Here is a 22,376-nt window from a genome sequence, read left to right as displayed (position 1 = left end):
CTACCCGACTTAGTAGGTTTGTTGTTCCTCGACTATCAGCTAGGTGAGTAGAGCCGTTGTGGCAGACGCACCTCGTGCGCGCAAAGTGCGGCCGGGACGGGAGACACTCGATGCAGTTTGATTTGACCGCGCTGCGCCTCACCTCTCTTGCGCTGGCCCTGTCTGCCTGCGGCGTGATGGGAAGCGCCGCCCGGGCCGACGATCCGCCTACGTCCGAGCAGCATCGCCTGCCGCCGGACTCCACCACCAGGCAAACGATCGAGCTCCCTGGGCGGATGCTCGCCTTCGCCGCGACCGCAGGCTCGATCCGTCTGTTCGATGACAAGGGCGAGCCGCAGGCTGAGATCGCCTACACCTCCTATCAGCTCGACGGCACCGACCGCGACACGCGCCCGGTCACGTTCTTCTTCAACGGCGGACCCGGCGCATCGTCGGCCTGGCTGCAACTCGGCAGTGCGGGTCCCTGGCGGCTGCCAATCAACGCCGACGAGGTCACGCCATCGACTTCTGCAGAGGTGAAGCCAAATGCGGAGACCTGGCTCGATTTCACCGACCTCGTCTTCATCGACCCCGTCGGCACCGGCTATAGCCGTTTCGTCGCGACCGGAGAGGATGTCCGCAAGCGGTTCTATTCCGTCGACGGTGATGTCAGCGCACTTGCGCTGGTGATCCGCCGCTGGCTTGAGAAGCACGACCGGCTGCTGTCGCCAAAATACGTTGCGGGCGAAAGCTATGGCGGCATTCGCGGGCCGAAGGTCGTGCGCGAGTTGCAGATGCAGCAGGGCATTGGCGTCAGGGGCCTGATAATGATCTCGCCTGTGTTCGACTTCCGCGAGTTCACCGGCACCAGCATCCTGCAATATGTCGCAACGTTGCCGAGCTATGTCGCGACTGAGCGCGAAGCCAGGGGGCCGGTGAAGCGGGCCGATCTCGCCGACGTGGAAGCTTACGCGCTCGGCGAGTTCTTGGCCGACCTCGTCAAGGGCGAGGCAGACAAGGAGGCCACCAACCGTCTCGCAGACAAGGTCGCTGCCTTGACCGGAATCGACCGGGCTGTGAGCCGACGGCTTGCCGGGCGCTTTGATGTCAACGAATTCCGCCGCGAGCTCGACCGCAAGAGCGGCAAGGTGACCGGCCGTTATGACGCCTCCGTGCGCGGCCTCGATCCCTATCCGGACTCCGATGGCTACCTCTTCGGCGATCCCTCGGGCGATGCGCTGCAGGCGCCGCTGACCAGTGCCGCCGTCGATATCCTGACGCGCAAGCTCAACTGGCGGCCGGACGGCTCCTATGAACTGCGCAACGGTGCGGTCGGGCGGGCCTGGGATTTCGGCGGCAGCCCCCCGCAGTCGCTGTCGGAGCTGCGCCAGATCCTTGCGACGGACGCGAAGATGAGCGTACTGGTCGGGCACGGCCTGTTCGATCTTGCCACGCCCTATTTCGGCTCGAAGATGGTGCTCGATCAGTTGCCTGCCTACGCCTCAGCGCCGCGAGTCAGACTCGTGGTCTTTCCGGGCGGTCACATGTTCTATTCACGCAACGCCTCGCGCCAAGCTTTTCGCGCAGAGGTCGAAACGATGATCAAGTACGGGCGTGTGCTCATCGAGCCGGCGGCGAACTAAGTCACAAGCAGGTTCGTGTTCGCGCGCGTATAGTAGATCAGCGTTTCTTAGTGCGAGACCGCAGCTGGAATCCTACTCCACTGACGATAGATAATAGACACTGCTACGGCTGATCTTGACAATTTCCGTGTGTTTTGTGATCGGCAGGTCGTGCCCACCGTCGACCATCGCTTTGCGCTCAGCAGCCGGGCTTTGCTGAGTGCGCCTTCTGAAAAATCGTATCTCCAGTCTCAGCTCCCCGATCTTGGCGTGCAGCGTCTCTACATCGATCGCGCGTGCGCTCGTTCTGTTCTTCTTGCCGTCAAGCAGCAACCACTTTCAGGACCAGCTCTCTCCTAACACTGCTCAAGGGCAAAAACTGCCTTGAGCTGGCGGGTCCGCTCGTGCCAAAGCGCTAGTCGCCTGCGTGGGCGGTCGTCTCGTCTCAGTGCCCAGGTGATTACTGGTACGGCCGCCCGCTGTTGCGCTGACAGCCAGTTGTTGCTGCCAAATACGCTGATGACACCACAATAGAAACCAACGATAACAGCTCGCTGCAAAAATTCGGTGTGGCAGGTCTCTGTCTATCGTGTGTATCGCCGCTGGACAGCCCCTGTCGTACTGGCCAGAAGTGGTGTCGGGCGGTGGACGCACTCAGCTTCGGGTGAGATCGCCGCCTCTGCGCTAGAAGGCCACCATTGATTTCCATTGTGCCCTGTTCGCGACCGCCTGGCCACCCGACCGGCAGCGCCCGTTTCGCGAGCCGGCTCGATGACCTCGGCGGCCAAATGCGCTGATGTTGATTGGCCCGCCGTACACTTGTCGCTTTAACGACCCCGCTCCTCGGCCTCACTTAATCCAAGTCGCCCCGATGCATAGGTATGTTCTATGGTCAGGCGGCGGACAATCTTCGATGAGATTGGCGGTGGCGTTGTGCCCCCCAGTGCAGAGCAGTCATTGATGGGGGTCAACTGGGATGCCGGCGCCGCATTCGGCACTCTCACCAGAGTGCTGTGTACGGTCTTAGATCGGATTTGCCCAGCTCTTAAGTCGCCCTCAAACCAGATTGATTTACCGCAAGGCGCCCTCCGCAAGACATCCATATTAGTTGCCGTGCAATGTGGAGGCGAAGTGGCCACGTTACGGGCCATCCTCCGGCCTTCCTTCAGACATACGGTCTAGCAGTCGGTGGAGTTCGATCGTTAAATGTACGCCAAAGTTTGACGTCAATGCTCCTACTTCCGGCCGTGGCCATAAGAAAGCGATGGCGTGGGCTGACCATGAAACGCAATTTGCCGGCGAGAGCTGCGCTGTATTGCCCCTACCCGGCGCCGACCCGCAGCAGTTTGGTTCGCGGCCTGGCCCAGCGAACGGACCCTGATGCCCCTGCAATTCCATCGTGCCGTCGAAGACATGGAGATATGGAGCGCAAGCAGCGACCACTATTCGTTCGTGATCAGCTTCCAGAGCCCCACCGGTCCCGGTTTTCGCGGAAGGTTGGGCTACGTCGCGTCGTGGCGTCCGCTCCACCAGGGCCGTGGCGCGATCAGGGTTCTCGGCTTGCCCCTCCAAAGTTTTGCTGAAGCCGAGGACGCCTGCAACACCATGCTGAATTACCTGAAGGACGACACTGATTGCAGTTATCAGCAAAGTTGAAGCCTCACGCTCCGGGTGCCGCCCAGTATATCCGCTACGATCAACTCGCCGTGCTCAAACCAGCCCTCGGTCGAGGGTGCACCTCCGACAAGGAGGACAAATAGCAATCTGAATTTTGCCATGGCCGCCATAAACGCGGACGATTAGCAACGCCGCATGCAGGCGCTGACGGATCTCGCTCGCGCCGTCGAGCCCATCGAGGGACAGCCGTGGATCCACATCGAAAAGATCAACGGGCCGTTTCTCTCTCCATGCAAAGGAGGACGCCGACCGAGTACGCGTTCTGGTCAGTCAGAACATTGCAGGAGCAGACGATCATGCAAATACAGGCCCGGTGACGACGTTACGGGCCGTCGCCATCGCGGCTTAAACCAGGTTTGGTTTCCTCTTCGTAAAGAAGTCCCGGCCGGTCGTTTTGTGAAAGTTCCAGTCCTATCCCACGTAGTACAGCTTCCATCGCCTTGGAATTTTGTCACCAGCTACACGGCCATTCCAGACCTTCAGTGTTTTGCAGGTCGGAGCTGCGGGCGACATCCAGGTGATGTAGAAATCTATTTGCTTGCCGTGACGTTACCCGCAGCGTAAGGCTGTCCCCGGCAAGAAAATCCAGCCGCGTTATTCACATACGTTCCTGTGAAATTGCCTGTCGGCGGCATAGTGCGCCGTTCGAGGTTGCGAGTGAGGGCATGCACCTGATCGCGCCGTTCTCCAGCTTCCTTGGCGGCAGCGATCGCAGCGTCGATAGCCCCGGACCGATGAGGCCGAGCAACGCTTTCTCGATCGCATCATCGACGTGCAATCCCTTGGAGGACGATGCAGTAGGGCCGACATTATCCATCCAGGCGCGGCTGCCGCTGTAGCGCAGGATACGGCGCTTCATGCCGGAGTACCGGAGTGTGAGCTTGCGGTCGCAGCCCTTGCACCGGATCAGACCCGCGAGCAGCGCGTCACCATGCTTGGCGCGCCGTGATGCCGACTCGTGGGAATATTGCTGCTGACCACGTGCTGAAGACTGCCCAGCGCGTGCCGCGGGTCATCTCAGTCGTCCCAAACAGCGTGATCACCATTCGGCAGTTTTCGCCACCGGCGCGTTTCTCCGAATGGCACGAATACATTGCGGTCGAGGCGATCGTTTTCATTTTAGAACTGAAGGCCGGATGCCCATATTTCTACACCAAGCCCGCCGCCCGCCGCACGGCGAAATGCTGGTTGTTTCGACGAGGTCCATTTCCCATCGCCGCCTTTCTCATCCTTGACGATCCCAGCCTGAAGGCGAGCGTGCTTGGTAGAACAAGCTGGGCGATATCAATAACGAGTCAAGTGGCGTAGACGCGAGCATGGTCGATCTCATGTCGACAGTAATCTATAACTGGCATGGGGTTTCGTGTTTGATCTTAGACGCGCGGCTTGGTTCAACATTCAACGTTCTTGTCGCCTAGATGACGTCGTAATCGAGAAACACGGGGAATGCGCATCGCGCCCCGTTGGCATCGATTCTGCACACCACGAGCGTTACGGAGTTGAAAGCAGCGTTCACGGCGCTCTACGCCCAGAAATCCGGTGCGGTCTCTGCAGTAGACGCTAACCGCAGCTGCACAACATTCGGGAAGTCAACACTTGTGTTTTATCCCAAACACACAGGAGAGGTAATCGTTCATGTACAAGTTCGGCGTTTTGACGCTTGTTCTGTTGGTTCAGCAGGCGTCCGCTGCCGCGGGTCCGACGGACAGCATTGCAAATCAGCTGCAGCTCTCCGATTACAAGCGAGCGATGACGATCGGCGATCAATATGCAAAGCTCACTACCAATGTCCCCGACGCGCCATTCTGGCTCGCAGATGGTGAGTCTTTCGTCTATCGGCAAACAACTAAAGGCAAGCATCAGTTCATTCTCGTGAATGCTGCCACGGGCACAAAGCAGCCGGCTTTTGATCACACCCGTCTCGCGGCCGCGCTGAACAGGGCAAGCCACAAGGACTATAAGGCCGACAATCTGCCCTTCGCCGGTTTCAAGATGGCCAAAGATGCTGGCAGGATCACCTTCAACATCGAGAATACCCGGTGGAGCTGCGACCTTGTAAGCGATGCGTGCACAAGCAATACCATGCCACGCCAAGCCTATCAGTACAGCTATGACCGCACGCCACCCGCGGAAAATAATCGAGAGAAGACAAGCGTATCGCCTGACGGCAAATGGCTGGCCTATTCTAAGAACTACAACTTGTTCCTGCGCAGCAAGGATGGCTCTCGAAACATCCCATTGACCTGGGACGGATCTGAATCCAACTACTATGCTTTATCGACGCTGAAATGGTCTCCAGACTCGCGTCACCTCGCGGGTTACCGCATCCGTCCAGGGCACAAACGGCAGGTCCATTACCTCGAATCATCACCGAAGGACCAGCTTCAACCGAAACATTGGACGATGACGTATCCGAAGGCGGGTGATACCTTGGCACTGCACCAGCCGGTGCTGTTTGATATCGTCAGCCGGCGCCAGATCGCAATCGACAATGCTTCGTTCCCAAATCCCTACAGTCTTTCGCCGATCCGCTGGTGGAAGGATGGCCGCGGCTTCACCTTCGAATATAATCAGCGCGGACATCAGGTCTATCGCCTTGTGGAAGTGGAAGCTGCTACAGGCAAGGTGCGCTGTCTGATTGATGAGCGGAGCAAAACGTTCATTGACTACCAGCATCTAACGGATCAGCGTCACACGGGAAAGACCTTCCGCTACGATGTTGAAGATGGAAAGGAGATCATCTGGGCATCCGAGCGCGATGGATACGAGCATCTCTACCTTTTCAATGGCCGGACCGGGGAACTCAAAAACCAGATCACCAGAGGAGATTGGGTGGTCCGCACCGTCTATTACGTCGATCCGGTCAAGCGCCAGATCTGGTTTGGCGCGAGCGGGATGAACCCAGCGGAGGACCCTTATTTCGTCCACGCTTTCCGCATCAACTTCGATGGGACGGGACTGACCGCGCTCACGCCTGAGCTAGCCAATCATCACATCGAGTTTTCGCCCGACGGCCGCTACTATGTTGACCTGTGGTCTCGCATCGATGTCCCGCCGCGCTTGACGCTTTACCGAGCCAACGATAATGCCGAGCTGATGCAGGTCGAGCGCGCCGAGATCTCCGAACTCATCTCGGCCGGCTGGCAACCGCCACTCAGCTTCCATGCCAAGGGGCGGGACGGCCAGACCGATATATGGGGTATCATTCGCCTGCCGATCAACTTCGATCCAAACAAGAGATATCCGGTCGTGGAGCATATCTATGCCGCCCCGACGGGTTCCTTCGTTCCCAAGTCCTTCTCGGCCTTCGTCGAGCCTCTCACGCAGCTCGGGTTTATTGTAGTTCAGATCGATGGAATGGGTACGAACAACCGCTCTCGCGCGTTCCACGACGTTGCTTGGAAAAACTTGAAGGACGGCGGCCTTCCCGATAGAATCCTGTGGCACAAGGCGGCGAGTGCGAAGTATCCCTGGTACGATATCTCGAACGTTGGCATTTTTGGCGGGTCCGCCGGCGGGCAGAACGCTGTGAGTGCGCTGCTCTTCCATCCTGATTTCTACAAGGTAGCGGTCGCGAGCAATGGCTCCTATGACAACCGGATGGACCAGATCTGGTGGAGCGAACAGTGGATGGGCTGGCCAGTCGGCATCGAATATTCTCAATCCTCCGCCGTCGACAATGCTTTCAGATTGCAAGGTAAGCTGCTGCTCATTGTGAGCGAAACGGACCGCATTGTTGATCCGTCCTCTACTCTCCAGCTTGCCGACCGGCTCATCAGGGCGGGAAAATACTTCGACTGGCTTCTGGTGCCCGGCGCAGATCACGTAGCACCAAGCAGTTACAGCAAGCTCAAGCTCCTGGACTTCTTCGTTCGCAACATTCTCGGGCAAGAACCACCTAACTGGAACGCCATCGGGTCGAACTGGCGAGAATAAATTCAGGCCATGATGGGGCGGAAGAGCCATGGTGACTCGCCGCGCTCACCGACCAAGGAGTTCGCGGTGAGTTAAACGCTGGCGGGACAAGTACGCCAACACGCCGCGCACGGCCGACCTCCAGTTGGCAATAACTAGCGCGTTGTGAAGCGGGCGACGACAGGGCGAGCTTTTGCGCTTGCCCTAGTCTGGCGACGAATGCCCGCACATTCGCCTTCGGCAATCCAAGGGCGGTCGGCGCGTCCTATGCCGGCTGGTGCACTCTTAAGAGCCCTGCTCGACAACACAGAGCGTCGGGCACCGCTGTCTCGCCGTGCGCCTTAGCGTTTGCGTTATCAATCGACTTCTTCAAGCCTCAGCAGCATGCCCTCAATTGAGTCTATGGACGTTTCAATCGCGGTAAATCGTCCGTTCGAGTACCACGCCATCCCAATCAGAGCGGGCCTTTTCGACTTCGCTGCGTTGGCACTTGTCTTCTTTTGGTAAATCGACAAGCAGGTAAGTTGAGCGAGCGCCGATCTCTTAGGCTCAAATTTGCTGACCGCCTCGTCCGCGGAGTAGAAGTCTTTGCGCATTAGAGACGCCTCATCCGCCTGGAGCCATTCAGTTGGTTGACGGAAAACGGAACGTTACTGCCTCGCAAACCGTGATGAGTGAGGATGAGCAGCATGGAGGCTTCGAGATTGCCGCTTCGGCGCAGAGCGATATTGGTCGGCGATAGGTAAACCTCAGTGCGCACAACAGCGTAGTTGCGAATGCAGCGCAGCCCACGACTTATCGTGTGCAGGTCACGGCCTGTGACGCCGAGATACTTGCCTCCGACCGCTCTGCAAACTGGTGGAGTCAGAGCTCGCCGGCTGAGGTACAATACAGACAGAATCCTGCTCAGACAAATATAGAACGAAATGTTCGAAGAAAAATGATTATGCTGCACGGCCAGTGATCCTTTTGCAACGCGTCGACTTAATCGCGCCATCACCCGCCCGATTTGATCCGCATCACATCATTCACCAGCCCGCTTGTGGTTTGACATAGGCGTCGCGCGACTCCCCGCGCTGACTGGGAATGGAGAATGCGATGAGAACAAGAGCAATTCTAACGATGGCGTCGCTGCTCGTGCTCGCGGCGGCGTTCGGTGGGGCCGCCATGTCGGTACGGGCTGCGGATCTGGCATCGGCATCAATCTACACCAAAGCGCCGCCGGTCGCCCCCTTCAATCCCTGGATGGTCCGCCTGCGCGTGCTCGGCGTGCTGCCGGATGCAAGAGGCAGCTTGGTCAATGTTGCCGGTATCCCGCCCCTGTCGTCGCCGAATTCCGGGCTCTCGATCAGCGATCAGGCCATACCGGAGCTCGACATCACCTATTTCTTCACCAGGAACATCGCCGCCGAACTCATTCTCGGCGTGACCAAGCATCAGATCAGCGGCACCGGGACGCTCAACGGGCTCGAGATCGGCACAGCCTGGTTGTTGCCGCCGACGCTGACGCTGCAGTATCACTTCACCGATTTCGGCGCGTTCAAGCCCTATATTGGCGCTGGCATCAACTACACCGTCTTTTTCAACCAGTCTGCGGCCAATACGCCGTTTGCCGGCCTAGCGATGACGGATCTGCACATCAGCAACCACGTTGGCGCCGCGGTCCAATTCGGCTTCGACTACATGCTCGACAGTCACTGGGGCCTCAATGTCGACGTGAAGAAGTTGTGGCTGCGGCCGGATTATTCGGCCACCGTCAACAACGCCATTCCCGTCACCGGGCGCGCCAATATCGACCCATGGCTGGTTGGCGGCGGCATCACCTACAAGTACTGACAAGAGCACGATCCGGAAGAGTGGAAACCGGTTCCAAACAGCAAGATCGAGCGAGCTGACGATTCGAAGAAGCATCATCTCTCTCAGCGCCGGGAGCCGGGCCCCGGCGCCGCATCCGCTTTGGCTGTGAGCTATTGGCGGAGCCAGCATTAGGTGACGACAGACACGATCGAATTGGGTAAGTACAATCGATTAAGTCATTTTCTCATCTCGGCGCGACTGGCGGAAAGCACCACATGGGCGTCAAGGTCAGGTTTTCAAGCGGTACGCCACCAGGGTGACACCGTCACGGTCATCAAGGACTTGAAGCTCAAAGGCTCGTTCTACGCGCGGCACCATGATCAGAAATATTCATCTCACCGAAGATCCCGATGAGATCAAAGTCCACACCGATAAGGTCAAGGGCCCGGTGTTGCGGACGGATTTCTTGAAGAGAGGCGTAAGGTCACCACCACTCATCATCCTGGTGAGCTGGTAATCCGACGTTTCAGAGGCGTTCCGTTTGGACGTGTAGCCGCGCCGTACTTGATAGCCCGCGCGGGCGGCGCTAACCGAGCCTTTCGTCTAGCTCCGCTTCAACACCATTACCAGGCGGTCGACGCGTTTGCCTTCCTTGAGATGGGACTCGATGATTTCGTCGATATCGTCAGGCGTGGTCGGGCGGTACCAGACGCCATCGGGATAGATCACCATCAGGGACCTACGTTGCAAAAGCCGAGACAGCCCGCCGCCGTGAAGCCGATATCGGTGAGCCCTTGCGCTTCGATCGCCTTGCTCATCCTGTCCCACAGAACTTGCGCGCCAGCTGCACCGCAGCTGCCGTGCGGATGTGTGGGCGGACGCTGGACGTGGCAGACAAAGACGTGATGCCTGTAGAGTTGAGGAAGCTCGAATTCCGTTTCTGAGTTCATGCGCCTGCCACGCGTTCGATTGGGTTATATGAAGAGAGACAAGGTCCGAGTGCATCGCCCCTCGGACCGCGGTCATCAGCGCGAGCGCGTGAAGTTCGTCACCCATTGTCCCCTTGAGCGCCGCATGCAAAATCTGATGCTGCTTCGGCTCTTGACTGGGAAGGCACGCGGAATGATGCGGGCGCCATAATGATCGCCGTTGCCGGCAATATCTGTCACGGACACCTCCGCCTCCGGATAGGCCTTCCTGATCAGGGCCTCAAAGTCTGGTCCCATCATCGCGATATTCCTTGCTCCCGCTTTGCTTGGCCGCCTTCTCGCGTCTGCCATGCAAGCTTCGAACCAGGATGCGCGACGCGCGCGTCCGCGCCGGTCATTCTCAATCTGCCAACGTACGACTGCTAGTCACTGTCACGTTTGCTACAGCAGCGATCTCTTCTGTTGCAGACGTAACAAAGATCGAGCCGGACTCGCGCCTCCAGCTTTTCCGCAGCGATGCCCCAAATAGACAAAGAATACCGGTCCTTCTGGATGGCCCGGCTCTTGCAATGTCATCTCAAGAATGAAGCGATTGCTATAATTGTCGTCTTCTTGGAGGAGCTCATCAATCTTGGCGATTTTCCTGATGATATCGACGCTTTGCTGTAGCAAGGCGTGGTCGCCTACCGGCATGATCCGGCGCGAACCGACCCCATCTTTCGGTGAGCGTTGCACCGTACGACGAGGCGCGCGTGATCGCCGAGTCGTGGCTTGCGCGAGATCGCAAGCCACGCCGGCTAGGAGCCCGACTGGCGCCAGTGGCAATCGCAATCAGCGATTGCCAGTGGCGCTGGCGCTTCGCGCTGTACACCTTGAGGCGCTTGCCTTGATTCCTGGGGCGGAGACATCGATTACAAGACTACGGTCAATGGATATGCCCTTTGAATTGCCGTGCGTGACTGGGATTGGTACTTCGCAGGGTTGTTCCCCCTCTCGCTGCACGCACGGCCAATCTGGTTTCAGCGAGTCTGAAAGAACTCCTGATACAGGATCGTTATCTCACCCTAACGGTCCTGTTACGTCTGGGCTCAAACATTCCCCCTCCAGCCCAGACGGAGCCCTCGGCGGCGCTGTGACCGCCGGGGGCTTTCTCCGTTTCAAGCGCGCCTTGGATGTCACTAGCACCTGCTCGGTCTCGGCGCCCTCCATAAGCGCGGTTGTCATCGGAAGCAAAGGCCGCACCCGGCTTCACCCGACCAAAAAGTGCTGGCGTCGATGTTCACCCCCTTTGCCGGCCTGCCTCACTCCGTACACAGGGTGGAACCGTGCAGCTCGCGCTCGCCGCACGCGAGTTGTGGATCTAGCAATATATGGAGAGGTAGCCGCCAATTCTCCTAAAAGGACGCCGGCGTCTTATCGCAGGCCAAGAGCGAACGGAAAGCAAAAGCCAAGCGGGACGAGGTCAGCGCCTCTAGCGAGTCTTTAGGAATCGCCGCCGTCTTTCATCATCCCGGGTTGCCCGCCTGGTTGCGCCCCCAGTCGGCCGAGCGTTGCTAACGGGAGGTTCAGTTCGGCGAGCGCGGTTTCGTTGTCAATCGTCCCAGCAATGCGCCGCAGATGCAAGCGAGCCAGCGGGGTTGAGCTCGGCGCCGCCAATGAGAAAACCGAGATGGCGCTGGCGTACCCTGCTCGGGCGTGTCGAGTCTTGGCCCGCCGTCCACTCCGTGAGATAGCACTTGAACACCTGCTTGCTGCCCCGGACATCAGCCGGATGCACGGCGCCGATGATCTTCGTTTCGGGTGATGCCTCCATGCGCTATAAGAGCTGTCGACGGCCGATCGGTCCTCACAAGGCCGCCAATGCGCTCGAACATCGAAATCGCTGCGCGTCTCGTTGTTCGAGTGTCCCAGTACCATTCATTCATGCCGGGCTACAGGATGACTTCCGCCGGCGTGCCGGCACTTTGATCTCTCACGACTTCGAAAGCAGCGACAGGCGAAGGCCTGCGCCAATGTTCATCCGAAGGACGGCGCTTTCCCGAAAGACTCCTGAGCCACGGTCATGAGATCATGCCAGTTAATCCGGATGGATCATGATGTCCATGGTTTCATCGCTGTCCTCGAACGGATCGGGAAACCCGTTGTCCTCCACCAGCTTCACGCCACATAGGCAGACGTCGCCGTCGACCACGGCGAGCGCGACCGGCTCCAGGGCTTTTGCGTTGCAGGGGCCGTCGATGCAAAACCCGCTGTCGATCTCGAAGATCGCACCGTGCCGGCCGCATCTGATAAAGGCGCGGTCCGACGAGAAAAATTCTCCGGAGCCGATGTTGAGCCAGACACCGTCATGCGGGCAGCGGTTGAGGTAGCCGTAGTAGTCGTTTCCGAAGGTCCGCACCACGACAATCGGAAACGGCCGGCTCTCGCCGCTCTCGTCGATCCGCGACAGGCTAAAGCCCTTCGCACCGCCCCGCTCGATTGCATCGGCGTGACAGACGGTGAACACCTCAATCTCTTGGCTGCCCATGTCGCGGTGCTCCCTTGGCCCATGCTGTCGTCACGTTTTCCTGCCTGAAGGCATCGACGGCGGCACGGGTTAGCCGAAGCGCGCCAAGTTCACCGGCCAGCTCCTGGCAGGCACCGACGGCGCGCTGAGAAAACCAAAACCATCGTGCGGCCTAAGGCCGGCCGGCGCTCGCCAATCTCGACCACTATCCCGTTCAGGGAACAGTGACCTGCTGCGAAATTCATTTGCCTTCCCTGCTATTTAGCGCCGAGCCTGCAGAAGCCCGAGCCGAAGCCCAAGGGCTCGATGTTCACGTCTTCGTTCCGAGCACCTTGGGCTCGCGGGCGAGCCGCAACTCGGAGCCGACGGCTCCGATCGTTTTGAGCTTCTCATTCTCCACGCTCGCTCTTCGGACCTATCCTCGAGAGTTCCTTGCGGCCTTGCTGGAGGTCGGAGGATCCGTCTTTGGTCTGCCCCTGTACTTGTCCGGAATATTCGGGTTCTGCAGCACCGCCAATAGTGATGTGGCCTGAATGACCTCCATTATCTTGTTCCATTGTGAGACCCTGACTGTCGACATTCAAGCTTTCCCTTTGCGTCCCATTGATGATTCTTCGGTTTAATAAATTGCTGCGCCAGCGCCGATGTTGATTGACGCATCCTTCACCGTCTCCACGATAAACTCGATATGGTCGCTGGTCAGATGGGTGTGAAACGGCAGTGCCAGGGCGCGATCGGCGATTTTCTCCGTGACCAGGAAATCGCCATGCCGATAGCCGAGATCAAAATAATGCCGCTGCAAATGCAACGGATGGCAATAGGCGGCGGCCTCGACCTGCTCGATGCGCAGGTCATCGACGATGGCATCGCGGCTGGAGCGCGTGAAGCGCGTCCCGAGATGGACGAGATAGAGGAACCAGTTCACGACGGTCGCATCGGGAGCCACATAAGGCGGCTTGATACCCTCAAAGGATTGCATATGCGCGTTGTAAAGCTGTTCGGCGAGCCGGCGCCGCTCCAAGATTTCCTCGAGGCGCCTTAGCTGCGCAAGGCCCAGCGCAGCTGTGAGATCGCTCATGCCGGCCTGGTGGGGCGCTGCGCTGCTGATGACAACGGAGGAGCGTTCATCCAGCCGATGTGCGCGATGGCGACGTAAGCCAACGGCCAAGTCGATGTCATCGGTCACCACCATCCCGCCTTCACCGCAGGTCAGGGCTAGTGGCTGGGCGAAGTCGAACACGGCGATATCACCAAAACGGCCGACGAGCTCGCCCTTGTATCGCGATCCGATCGCTTCGGTCGAATCCTCCAGGAGCGGCAGCCGATGGTGCTGCGCGATCGCGCGCAGCTCCGACCATGGCGCTGGATGGCCATTGGGGTTGCCACCTATAATAGCCCGCGTGTTGGCCGTGACACGCTCTTCGACCTTCGCCGGAGCCAAGGCTCCCGACCAATAGTCGACGTCGGCAAATACGGCCCGCGCGCCCACTAGACTGATAGCATGCACCGTCTCGCGAAACGAATAAGGCGAGGCAATCACCTCCTGCCCGGGTCCGACGCCGAGCGCTTTTAGCGCAAGCAAGAGCCCGATCGTGCCGCTGGGGACGGCAACGGCATATTTGCGGCCAAGATAGGCGGCAAAGGCTTTCTCGAAGACGTCAGTGATCGGTCCATTGGAGACTCGCGGCGAACACAGCAGCGCTTCAACGGCAGAGAGCTCGGCGGAGGTGATATCGGGATCGGAGAGCGGAATGAAGGAAACATCGGTCTCGGCCGCGTCTGCGCCATCGTCGCAATGCCCTGCGAGTCCAACGCCGGTCACCGCCCAGTACTCCTTGCCGCCAGCAGGATGCCAATCGCCCGCGCAGGATCAGTCGTGATCTGCACGCAGCGATCGCAGCCATCGATCAGATGCAGGTCGAAATGCGAAAACTTAAGGAACGGCCGCTCCGTCACGTCAGAGGCATCACAGCGCGTCACGGCGAGCTGCGGAAAGCGGCGCCGCAGCTCGGAGAATGAGCTTGCATCAGGCTGCGCTTCCGCAAGCACTCGTTCGATTTCGATCAGTTCGTCTGTGCCAAGTGCCATCGCGGCTCCCTTATAAGTGGCCCCCAAATCAGCTTCATTGCCAGAACAGCCGCTCGGGATCCGTGTTCAATTCCTCGATTGCTGAGATCAGGCGGTAGTAAATGCTATAAAACTCCCAGATTCCGTTTGCGTGGTTCTTTCGAAACAGCTTCCACATCCCGTTCACCGTGTCATAGTGGACTAGCGCGACGTCGATGAGGCCACCGTCCTTGTCGATATTGTGAGAGCAGCAGGGACTCTCGATCAGATAGCCACCCCTCACCGGTTTCACATTCGGCGAGACATAGCGATAGCGCTGGCGCGAGCTCAAGGCGCGCTCGATCCGCCTGCAATCGAGCTCGTTCGGATGAGGGTTAATCCCGATCCCTACTTTTCTCATTACCGCGGCATTCATTGCGAACGGCTCCCCTCAAAGCACTGTGATTTCATCTTCAAGACAGCCGACGACCAGCCGCTCGCCGTACTCGACAAGATAGATTGGCACGTTCGCTTCGGTATGCCTTCCGACCTGCACGATTTCGCCGATCGCTCCGGCGCTGATCAAGAGTCCGTTCGCCGGTGCGTCCGGAAAGGAGCCGTCGTTAATGAGGTCGACCGCCGCCTTGACGCGCTGGCCCCATTGGTACTTCGGCAGCCTCGGGTCGATCACGGCGCGGCCTCTTCCGGCAACGGCAGGTCCTCAAGCTCCTCGCACGCCACCACCGGCTCGAGCTCCTTACGCTTCATGCCGACGCGGTTGCCGCTTTCGAGAAATTCGACACCATAGATGTAGAACTGCTGCAGGAAAGTGCCGATTGAGACGACGTAACCCACCTCCCCCTTTTTGGCGAGGATCTCGCCAACTTCCTTGCCGGCATAGGTGCCATCATTGCGGATGGTGCGGTTGGCCCGCACCTTTTCGCCGAAGCTGAAGAAAGGCGGCCCGGTCAGCTCGACAACCTCGCTGTCGCGAACGATGTTGCTCATGTCCCACTCTCTCTCGGTCGTTTGGGCCGGATCGCCACGCGCCCGCGGGCGACTTCCTGCACCATCGAGTCCGCGTCCTCGGTCAACTCAGCCAGTTCGGCCGCTCTAATGCGGCTTGCCACCTCATAGCGGACGCGCCAATCCGGATCGCGGCGCAGCACGCTGAGCGAATCCGGAGACAGCCGCCGTGCGATCTCGAGCCGCACGCTCGAATCGCGATCATTGACCATGCCGAGAAGCCAGTCATAGGGAATGCGGAGCGCAACCACGCGGCGCACCTCGGGCTCGTCATCGTTCATGAGAGGCCCAAGCAGCGCCGGCGCGATCCGGCTCGCCACCACCAGGCGGACGCAATAGTCCTGATCCGATAGCATCGGCGCCAGCTCCTCGCCTTCCAGAAAGGTCGCAACCCGCATCCTCACATCTCGATGCGGGTCGCTGCGTAGCCGCAGCACAAAGCGCTTGGGAAGGCGGCGCGCCGCGTTCCAGCGCACGGTTTCCTCAGCGTCATCGAGCAGCATCGGTAATAGGAACAGGTTAGCGTGTTTGGCCGCGATCGCGCGGACCTCGAAATGCGGATGTGTGATGTAAGCGTCGGCCAGCGCCGGATTCCAGTTGAAGAAGCGGTCTATGCGCCGGCCATAGCGGTCGTTGACGCAGGCTTGTAACAAGCAGCAGCCACCAGTGGCCCTGAGCCCGAGATGCGTGCAGGTGCCGCAGTCGATCTCGTTGCCTAGCCAGTCGCGGGCCTCATCGATGTCATCGGTCATCGTCCTGTCCTATCTGGTCCAGCACGTCTAAGAGCACCTTGGCGCCGATTTTGTCGGTCGGGTCGAGCTCCACGAGCTTGCTGGCGGCCGCGTGTCCTTCACCGAGTTCGCCGAGCCGCATCTGTAGGTCGGCGTAGGCTTTCAGTGAAGATAAATAGAAGCGCGGCAGGCTGTTGTCGTAGCAATCGAAAGCAGCATCGGTCGCGCTAACCCGCCGCCAGGCGTCTGAGAGACCGTTTTCTCGCGCTGCCTTCAGAGCTTGGCGACCTCCAACGCCTCCGACAAGCGAGTCTTGTAGAAATAGAAGCGGTAGAGTCCGATCAGGACGGCGGCGTGTCCCGGCGCCAGCGCCTGAGCTTCGTGCAGGTGTTTTTCCGCGATCTTGTCCAGGTGATAGGAGAGCCCGGCCTGCCACAGATGATCGGCTTCGCGCGGCAGGCCGTCGCCGAGTAGCGTGTGCGCGATGAGGGTCCCCTCGCTCCCGGACAGCGGATCGCCTGCCACATCGAGGCTCATCGGCAGCTTTCCTCTTCTAATGGGCAGCCTTTGCGGTGTTGCTGGAGCAGCACACCCGCTTCTGGGAAGATCAGCCCGGTCTGCACAGTGGTGTCGGTCAAATCGATCGTGAGCCCCCCAAGCATTAGCTGGTTCTCGGCATTGAGAAGCAACTTTAGGCCGTTGCGCTCGACGCCTTGCTGACCGGGCCGAGGTGCCGGCGCAACACCCATATCGGCGGGTAATCCCGAGCAACCATCTGCCGTGACGGCGAGCCGGACGCTGGCGCCAGCGGTGCCATCGGCACGCAGCACGAAACTCGCGAGTTTTTCAGCGGTGGGCGCCAGCGTGAAGGTCATAGGCTCGAGCCTATTTACGCCCGCGCCTAGTAGCGCGGCAATGAGGTGTCGATGACGCATGTGTTATCGACCGGGCACACCGCGACGCATTGCGGCTCTTCGAAATGGCCGATGCACTCGGTGCATTTCTTCGGGTCGATGACGAACGTCCCGCCTTTCTCCGAGATTGCGACATTCGGACATTCCTGCTCGCAAGCCGAGCAGCTCGTGCATTGCGAGGCAATGATCTTGAACGGCATCGACGTCTCCCTCAAGCAGCCGAAATCAGCGCGCTCTGCCGGATCGCCGCCTCGCTCCTGTCGACATACTGGATCTCGCCGCTTTGGACCCTCTCAAGATAGGACTTGAACCAGGCGATTGCTGATTTTTCGATGAACTCATGGGCGTATTGGTCGACTGGTTCGATCCCGGCCTTCAACAGATTGCTCTTCGGACAGCCGCCGATCTTGGCCACGAACACCGCATGGCAGTCGTTGATGGCGTGGATGATGGTGGCAAGGCTCTCCTCCTCGCCATAACCGCCCCGGCAATAGTGATCGACGCGGCGATGGCCGACTAATTTGGCGCCCGTAGTCGATAGTTCGTACACTTGGAACTCCTTGGCATGCCCAAAGTGCTCGTTGATCAGGCCCGAGCCCTTCGTCGCCACTGCAACTAAGAGCTTGATGCCGCTCATCTCGCTGGCGAGCTCGGCGAGCTCTTCCTGCTCGGCAGCAACCTTGGCGACGCGCTCCTCCTCGACCTTGGCCTGATAGGCCTTGCGCATTTCCAGGTCATATTTGACGTCCATGGCCATAACCTTCTCGGTAGTGAACTCCGCGCTGCGGTCCTCGCCGAGCAGGCCGACAGCGTCGGCGCGGCACTGCCGGCAGTGCCGCATCATGTTCATCTCGCCTTTGCAGACATCCTGCAGTGCCTTCAATTCCTGTGCGGTCGGACCCCGCTGGCCGTTGAGCCCGAATACGGTGCCGTGCTCGGGCGCGGAGATCAGCGGCATGATGTTGTGTAGGAACGCGCCGCGCGATTTGACCGCCTTGTTGACCTCAACCAGATGCTGGTCGTTGATGCCTGGGATCATCACCGAATTGATCTTGCAGAGGATGCCCCGCTCAGTCAGCATCTCGAGGCCTTGCAGCTGGCGGTCGTTGAGGATCTTTGCGGCTTCGAGGCCCGTGTAGCGCTTGTGGTTGTAGAAAATCCACGGATAGATTTTGGCGCCGATTGCGGGGTCGACCATGTTGATGGTGATGGTGACATGGTCGATCTTGAAGCGGGCGATCGTGTCGACATGGTCGGGCAGCATGAGGCCGTTGGTCGACAGGCACAGCTTGATGTCGGGAGCGGCCCTGGCCACCACTTCGAAGGTCATGAACGTCTTTTTCGGATTGGCCAGGGGATCGCCAGGCCCCGCGATGCCGAGCACGGTCATCTGTGGGATGGTGGAGGCGACCGCCAGCACCTTTTTCGCCGCCTGCTCCGGCGTTAGTTTTTCGCTCACCACGCCCGGGCGCGATTCATTGGCGCAATCATATTTACGGTTGCAGTAATTGCATTGGATGTTACAGGCGGGCGCAACCGCAACATGCATGCGGGCGTAGTGATGATGCGCTTCTTCGCTGTAGCAGGGATGGTTCTTGACCTTCTCCCAGATCTCGGTCGGCAGCTCACCCTGGCCGGCTTGCGAGCCGCAGCTCGCCTTGCCGCTGCCGCCGGACGTGCCGCAGCCCTTGTGCTCGGCGATCGCCTGCATGATCTCGCCGACGTTGACGGCGCTCCCTGCCAAGCTTGCTTCGTCCAGCGCTGATACGTCCATCCTAACCATTCTCCCTGCAGGCGGAAACTGAAATCAAGATTTGCAACTCGCGTGCCATGGCCGAAATGGTGAGCAATTTTGATCTAAGCCAAAAAAGTAAGCCGCCTGCCTGGGCTGACCGTGGAAGCGAAGCCTTGCACGACATTAGAAATGTTCGAAGTGTGACAGGCGTCTTGATCCTGACATGGAGATGAGCGCAGTCATTTCCTGGCGCGAAACGCAAGACAACTCGCGTGCGCCCGGCACGCAAGCAACATCGACCCATATACAAGTTCTGTCAGCCGGCGAGCAGTATCTCGATCGCGCGCGGGAGCGGGATCGCAAGCGGCGTCAGGCCCTGTTCGACCAGAAAGCGCAGCTCATTCCTGGACAGCACATCCGGTTCCACGATGGCGTAATGAACACCGGCCGAGCGCTTGGTGAGCTGCCGCGCATAGGTTCGCAGCAGCTGATCGTTGAAGCGGCAGCCGATGAAGAGAAATCTTCGGCCATTGCGCCGCTCTTTCACCACATCGGGGATTGGCGTCTGAATGTCGATCTCGGTCAGCACCTCGACATAGTCGGCGTCAGAGATCAGGAAGTTCCTGGCAGGCAGCACGCCGCCGTGCGGCTTGTAGAGGACCGTGGTCCAGCTCTGCGCCACAGCGCGATCGACCTCTCTGCCCTCCGCATCATAGAAGCGATACCAGCGATCCTCGCCGATGCCGGCGCGGCTAACGCCCTGCACCTCGCCCCACCACTCGTGCTTGCCAAGCGCCGCACGCATGTCGCCGTCATACCAGGCATCGACGATGACAGGCAGGGACAGCGCGGCGAGATGGTGATGCAGTGGTGTCGGCTCGACCGGCGCAGCAAAGGCCTGCGCCATCAATGCCGTCACGGTGGAGCGATGCTTGTTGCTCTCGATGTGCTGCGCCGACGCCCAGACGTTGCCCTTGGCCCGGCGCGGCAGCGCGACCTTGGTAGCGAAGAAGCCAGCCAAGGCCTCCGGAGTCGAAGGCGCATCCGTTTTGGACAAATCGGCCAGCCCAGGTCCGAGATAGGGAACAATGCTGCCGGCACGCAGCCGGTTCGCGACGTCGGTGAGAATCGCCTCCGCATCGGCCGCGTTGACAAAGTCGATTTGCGGGGCCGTCTTCATCGCTCGTCCGCGCCCTCGCCACGCTTTCGGGCATTGACCGTGATCGGCAGCGGCGTATCGCTCGCCATTTCGGGCAGATCGAGCACCCAGCCATTGGCTATTCTGATCCAACCGCCCCACAGCCTCTCGTGCTCCGATTCAATGATCGGCTCCTCGAGATCTTTTTTCGGCACGTAAATCGACAGGCCGGCCTCCGGAGAGCGGCGAATCGTGACTTTCATGAGATCAACTCGTGTATCGGGGCGAATTGCTGGTGGGATGGGGATGCTCTCGTGACATGGCGCGCAGGTGAGCCACGATGCCGGACATTACGCGGACGACCTGATCGATTTCTTCGAAGGTGGTTTCATGCGATAAGGAAAAGCGCACCGCGCCGCGCAGGCTGCTCGCCGGCACGTTCATGGCGCGCAGCACATGAGACGGGTCCATTGAAGACGAGCTGCAAGCTGATCCCAGCGAAGCGGCAATGCCCGCGCGATTGAGATGGTGGACGATTGCTTCCCCTTCGAGATCTTCGAACGCGATGTTAGCCGTGTTCGGCAGCCGGTTACTGACATCGCCGAGCGCCATGCAGCGGCAGTTGTGCAAAATTGCCTGCTCCAGGCGATCGCGCAACGCACCAATGCGAACGCGCTCCGGCTCGAGCCGCTCGGCCGCAAGCTCTGCAGCTTTTCCAAGACCGATAATGCCAGGGATGTTCTCGGTTCCGCCGCGGCGCCGTCGTTCCTGTGCCCCGCCCCAGATCAGCGGCCTGAATTTCGTGCCTTGGCGTAAATAGAGCGCTCCAATCCCCTTGGGGCCATGCAGCTTATGCGCGGACAGCGACAGCATGTCGATAGCGCTGTCTTTCAGGTCGATGGGCTCTCTGCCTATGACCTGCACCGCGTCGGTGTGAAACAGCGCGCCTGCCGCACGCGCCAACCCAGCCAGAAACTCCACCGGGAAAATCGTTCCGGTCTCGTTGTTGGCCCACATAACCGACGCAATCGCCGTGCGTGGTCCAAGTGCCCAGCGAAAAGCCTCGACGTCAAGCCGTCCGCGCGAGTCCACCGGGATCACATGCGTCTTGATGCCCCTTGTCGCCAATTGCTCGACCAGAGTGAGGATGGCGGAATGCTCGACGGAAGTGGTGACGATCTCGTCGCGCCCTTCCTGGGTCGCAAGCGCAGAAAGGATGGCGGTATTGTTGGATTCGGTCCCGCCGGAGGTGAAGACGATCTCATGATCGTGGGCGGCTCCCAGCAAATCCTGCAGGCTGCGGCGCGCCTTCCCGACCGCGCCCGCGATCTCGCTGCCGAAGGCATGGGTGGACGAGGCATTACCGAACCGCTCTGTAAAGAACGGCAACATGGCTTGCAAGACACACGGATCTGCCCGTGTGGTCGCATTGTTGTCGAGATAGATCGGCACAAACGCCTCGTTCAATGCCGCGCATTAGCGACGCCGGCGACCGGGATCAGGCGAACGAATTCACCGAGCCTTTCGACCAGCCGCGCCTGAATGCCTTCTAGCGTCGCGCTTGAAAGCCTGCAGAATACGCAGGCACCAGTCAGCTTGACCATGATCTTGCTGCCCTCGATACCGACCAGCTGACAATCGCCGCCGTCGCGTTGCAGATTGGGCCGGATCTCCTCGATCACTGCGCGAATGAGTTGCTCCCGATCGGCCGCAATGACCGGCGATTGCTTTAGTTGTTCTGGTTCCAGCAGCATGCTTCGATTTCTCTTTTCATCTGCTGAAGGATTTGCCGCAGGAGCAGCTCGAGCTGGCGTTTGGGTTGTCGAAGGTGAAGCCGGAGCCCTCCAGCGCCACCACGAAATCGATCGTCGTGCCGGCGAGGTGCTCATGGCTCTTATTGTCGACGAACAACTTGATCCCGTCGCGGTCCATGACGGTGTCGTCGGACTTTGCCTCGTCGGCAAAACCCATCTTGTATTTGAATCCGTCGCAGCCGCCGGCCTCGACCATGATGCGCAGGCCGCTCGTCGGCTGCGCCGAAGCCGAGATGGCGCTCTTGAGCGCATTCACTGCGCTATTCGTCAGATTGATCATGGCACCTTTATTTTCCCACGTCGTTTGCATGAGAATTGGCAAGTCGCATGCCAGCGCGCACGAGCTTGACAATGCTTACCTTTTTCGAAGTCGCGCCTGTTGGCTTTGCGACGCGTGTCGGGTTGCTGACAAAGGTTTTCGAGGGATCGCGGAGCTTTTAAGTGTCTTCTTTATGGATTACCCGATGAAGCGTTACGAACGCGGCGGCAAACAATTTGCATTGCGTCTCCTGCCGCCGGAGTGTCCGGCGATTGTCTTGGATCGAGG

25 protein-coding genes and 3 pseudogenes are annotated in these 22,376 nt (G+C 59.5%); 6 read left to right on the top strand and 22 right to left on the bottom strand.

The annotated features are described in order from the left end of the window. The first annotated feature begins 110 nt into the window (after positions 1 to 110). A complete protein-coding gene (locus tag J6524_RS18855; RefSeq protein WP_225673125.1) occupies positions 111 to 1,622 on the top strand; it encodes a S10 family peptidase in 1,512 nt (503 codons plus the stop codon). An 87-nt stretch (positions 1,623 to 1,709) separates the two neighbouring features. On the opposite strand, the pseudogene J6524_RS18850 reads toward J6524_RS18855, so the two are convergent. Next, positions 1,710 to 1,922, bottom strand: a pseudogene (locus J6524_RS18850) (IS3 family transposase); the annotation flags it as partial. Positions 1,923 to 2,981: 1,059 nt separating this feature from the next. Between J6524_RS18850 and J6524_RS18845 the strand changes: the two are divergent. Beyond that, on the top strand, positions 2,982 to 3,257 hold the full coding sequence (locus J6524_RS18845; protein ID WP_225673123.1) for a hypothetical protein: 276 nt from the start codon (positions 2,982 to 2,984) through the stop codon (positions 3,255 to 3,257). Between the two features lie 619 nt (positions 3,258 to 3,876). Here the strand turns inward: J6524_RS18845 and J6524_RS18840 are convergent. After that, on the bottom strand, positions 3,877 to 4,137 hold the full coding sequence (locus J6524_RS18840; protein ID WP_225673121.1) for a hypothetical protein: 261 nt from the start codon (positions 4,135 to 4,137) through the stop codon (positions 3,877 to 3,879). Positions 4,138 to 4,226: 89 nt separating this feature from the next. Here J6524_RS18840 and J6524_RS18835 point away from each other — a divergent pair, with 89 nt between their 5' ends. Then, entirely contained in the window at positions 4,227 to 4,586 is a 360-nt protein-coding gene (locus J6524_RS18835) for a hypothetical protein (RefSeq protein ID WP_225673119.1), read from the top strand. A gap of 327 nt (positions 4,587 to 4,913) precedes the next feature. Next, a complete protein-coding gene (locus J6524_RS18830) occupies positions 4,914 to 7,214 on the top strand; it encodes a S9 family peptidase (RefSeq protein WP_225673118.1) in 2,301 nt (766 codons plus the stop codon). A gap of 335 nt (positions 7,215 to 7,549) precedes the next feature. Here the strand turns inward: J6524_RS18830 and J6524_RS18825 are convergent, their stop codons facing one another. Further along, positions 7,550 to 7,789 carry a hypothetical protein gene (locus J6524_RS18825; protein ID WP_225673116.1) on the bottom strand — a complete coding sequence of 80 codons (240 nt, stop codon included), beginning with the start codon at positions 7,787 to 7,789 and terminating at the stop codon, positions 7,550 to 7,552. A 502-nt stretch (positions 7,790 to 8,291) separates the two neighbouring features. Here J6524_RS18825 and J6524_RS18820 point away from each other — a divergent pair. Both J6524_RS18820 and J6524_RS38000 read left to right on the top strand, forming a co-directional pair. Continuing rightward, complete coding sequence (locus J6524_RS18820; RefSeq protein ID WP_376712045.1) at positions 8,292 to 9,029, top strand: OmpW/AlkL family protein; 738 nt, start codon at positions 8,292 to 8,294, stop codon at positions 9,027 to 9,029. Between the two features lie 337 nt (positions 9,030 to 9,366). Continuing rightward, entirely contained in the window at positions 9,367 to 9,507 is a 141-nt protein-coding gene (locus J6524_RS38000; RefSeq protein WP_376712044.1) for a hypothetical protein, read from the top strand. A gap of 86 nt (positions 9,508 to 9,593) precedes the next feature. On the opposite strand, the pseudogene J6524_RS18810 reads toward J6524_RS38000, so the two are convergent. The 19 genes and pseudogenes from J6524_RS18810 to J6524_RS18720 all read right to left on the bottom strand — a co-directional run bounded on the left by J6524_RS18810 (position 9,594) and on the right by J6524_RS18720 (position 22,109). After that, positions 9,594 to 9,940 (bottom strand): annotated as a pseudogene (locus tag J6524_RS18810) ((2Fe-2S) ferredoxin domain-containing protein). A gap of 75 nt (positions 9,941 to 10,015) precedes the next feature. Beyond that, positions 10,016 to 10,219, bottom strand: a complete 204-nt coding sequence (locus J6524_RS18805) for a hypothetical protein (RefSeq protein ID WP_376712043.1) — start codon at positions 10,217 to 10,219, stop codon at positions 10,016 to 10,018. 141 nt (positions 10,220 to 10,360) lie between these two features. Next, on the bottom strand, positions 10,361 to 10,612 hold the full coding sequence (locus J6524_RS18800; protein ID WP_225673114.1) for a hypothetical protein: 252 nt from the start codon (positions 10,610 to 10,612) through the stop codon (positions 10,361 to 10,363). Positions 10,613 to 11,996: 1,384 nt separating this feature from the next. Beyond that, positions 11,997 to 12,446, bottom strand: a complete 450-nt coding sequence (locus tag J6524_RS18795; protein WP_225673112.1) for a Rieske (2Fe-2S) protein — start codon at positions 12,444 to 12,446, stop codon at positions 11,997 to 11,999. A gap of 598 nt (positions 12,447 to 13,044) precedes the next feature. Then, positions 13,045 to 14,178, bottom strand: coding sequence for a DegT/DnrJ/EryC1/StrS family aminotransferase (locus J6524_RS18790; RefSeq protein WP_225673255.1), 1,134 nt, complete (start codon positions 14,176 to 14,178; stop codon positions 13,045 to 13,047). A gap of 65 nt (positions 14,179 to 14,243) precedes the next feature. Then, entirely contained in the window at positions 14,244 to 14,513 is a 270-nt protein-coding gene (locus J6524_RS18785; RefSeq protein WP_225673110.1) for a DUF6129 family protein, read from the bottom strand. A gap of 34 nt (positions 14,514 to 14,547) precedes the next feature. Beyond that, positions 14,548 to 14,907 (bottom strand): DUF3024 domain-containing protein, encoded by a 360-nt coding sequence (locus J6524_RS18780; protein WP_225673108.1) that lies wholly within the window; start codon positions 14,905 to 14,907, stop codon positions 14,548 to 14,550. Positions 14,908 to 14,922: 15 nt separating this feature from the next. Then, positions 14,923 to 15,162, bottom strand: a complete 240-nt coding sequence (locus J6524_RS18775) for a nitrogen fixation protein NifZ (RefSeq protein WP_225673106.1) — start codon at positions 15,160 to 15,162, stop codon at positions 14,923 to 14,925. After that, complete coding sequence (locus J6524_RS18770; RefSeq protein WP_225673104.1) at positions 15,159 to 15,479, bottom strand: nitrogen fixation protein NifZ; 321 nt, start codon at positions 15,477 to 15,479, stop codon at positions 15,159 to 15,161. The genes J6524_RS18775 and J6524_RS18770 overlap by 4 nt, the downstream gene beginning before the upstream one ends. Beyond that, the gene (locus tag J6524_RS18765; RefSeq protein WP_225673102.1) at positions 15,476 to 16,249 is read right to left on the bottom strand and encodes a 4Fe4S-binding leucine-rich repeat protein; all 774 of its coding nucleotides are present in this window, start codon (positions 16,247 to 16,249) and stop codon (positions 15,476 to 15,478) included. The genes J6524_RS18770 and J6524_RS18765 overlap by 4 nt, the downstream gene beginning before the upstream one ends. After that, a pseudogene (locus J6524_RS18760) lies at positions 16,239 to 16,765 on the bottom strand (hypothetical protein). The gene J6524_RS18765 and the pseudogene J6524_RS18760 overlap by 11 nt, the downstream one beginning before the upstream one ends. Next, a complete protein-coding gene (locus J6524_RS18755; RefSeq protein WP_225673100.1) occupies positions 16,762 to 17,103 on the bottom strand; it encodes a HesB/IscA family protein in 342 nt (113 codons plus the stop codon). Before J6524_RS18755 ends, J6524_RS18760 begins: the two are co-directional and overlap by 4 nt. Positions 17,104 to 17,129: 26 nt before the next feature. Beyond that, on the bottom strand, positions 17,130 to 17,342 hold the full coding sequence (locus J6524_RS18750; RefSeq protein WP_028350583.1) for a 4Fe-4S binding protein: 213 nt from the start codon (positions 17,340 to 17,342) through the stop codon (positions 17,130 to 17,132). An 11-nt stretch (positions 17,343 to 17,353) separates the two neighbouring features. Continuing rightward, positions 17,354 to 18,853 (bottom strand): nitrogenase cofactor biosynthesis protein NifB, encoded by a 1,500-nt coding sequence (gene nifB / locus J6524_RS18745; protein WP_376712051.1) that lies wholly within the window; start codon positions 18,851 to 18,853, stop codon positions 17,354 to 17,356. A gap of 340 nt (positions 18,854 to 19,193) precedes the next feature. After that, positions 19,194 to 20,057 (bottom strand): SIR2 family NAD-dependent protein deacylase, encoded by an 864-nt coding sequence (locus J6524_RS18740; RefSeq protein ID WP_225673096.1) that lies wholly within the window; start codon positions 20,055 to 20,057, stop codon positions 19,194 to 19,196. After that, the gene (gene nifT / locus J6524_RS18735) at positions 20,054 to 20,278 is read right to left on the bottom strand and encodes a putative nitrogen fixation protein NifT (RefSeq protein WP_225673094.1); all 225 of its coding nucleotides are present in this window, start codon (positions 20,276 to 20,278) and stop codon (positions 20,054 to 20,056) included. The genes J6524_RS18740 and nifT overlap by 4 nt, the downstream gene beginning before the upstream one ends. 4 nt (positions 20,279 to 20,282) lie before the next feature. Continuing rightward, positions 20,283 to 21,467 carry a cysteine desulfurase NifS gene (gene nifS / locus J6524_RS18730; protein WP_376712042.1) on the bottom strand — a complete coding sequence of 395 codons (1,185 nt, stop codon included), beginning with the start codon at positions 21,465 to 21,467 and terminating at the stop codon, positions 20,283 to 20,285. Positions 21,468 to 21,478: 11 nt separating this feature from the next. Next, positions 21,479 to 21,769: a NifU family protein gene (locus J6524_RS18725; protein WP_171707710.1), complete on the bottom strand. Its 291-nt coding sequence runs from the start codon at positions 21,767 to 21,769 to the stop codon at positions 21,479 to 21,481. A 16-nt stretch (positions 21,770 to 21,785) separates the two neighbouring features. After that, the gene (locus tag J6524_RS18720) at positions 21,786 to 22,109 is read right to left on the bottom strand and encodes a HesB/IscA family protein (protein WP_225673091.1); all 324 of its coding nucleotides are present in this window, start codon (positions 22,107 to 22,109) and stop codon (positions 21,786 to 21,788) included. Positions 22,110 to 22,376: the final 267 nt, after the last annotated feature.

It is taken from the genome of Bradyrhizobium hereditatis, from assembly GCF_020329435.1.
In the GTDB taxonomy this organism is placed as follows: Bacteria; Pseudomonadota; Alphaproteobacteria; order Rhizobiales; family Xanthobacteraceae; genus Bradyrhizobium; species Bradyrhizobium hereditatis.
Note: the sequence above shows the minus strand (reverse complement) of the source record. Positions and strands in the feature narration are given on the sequence as shown.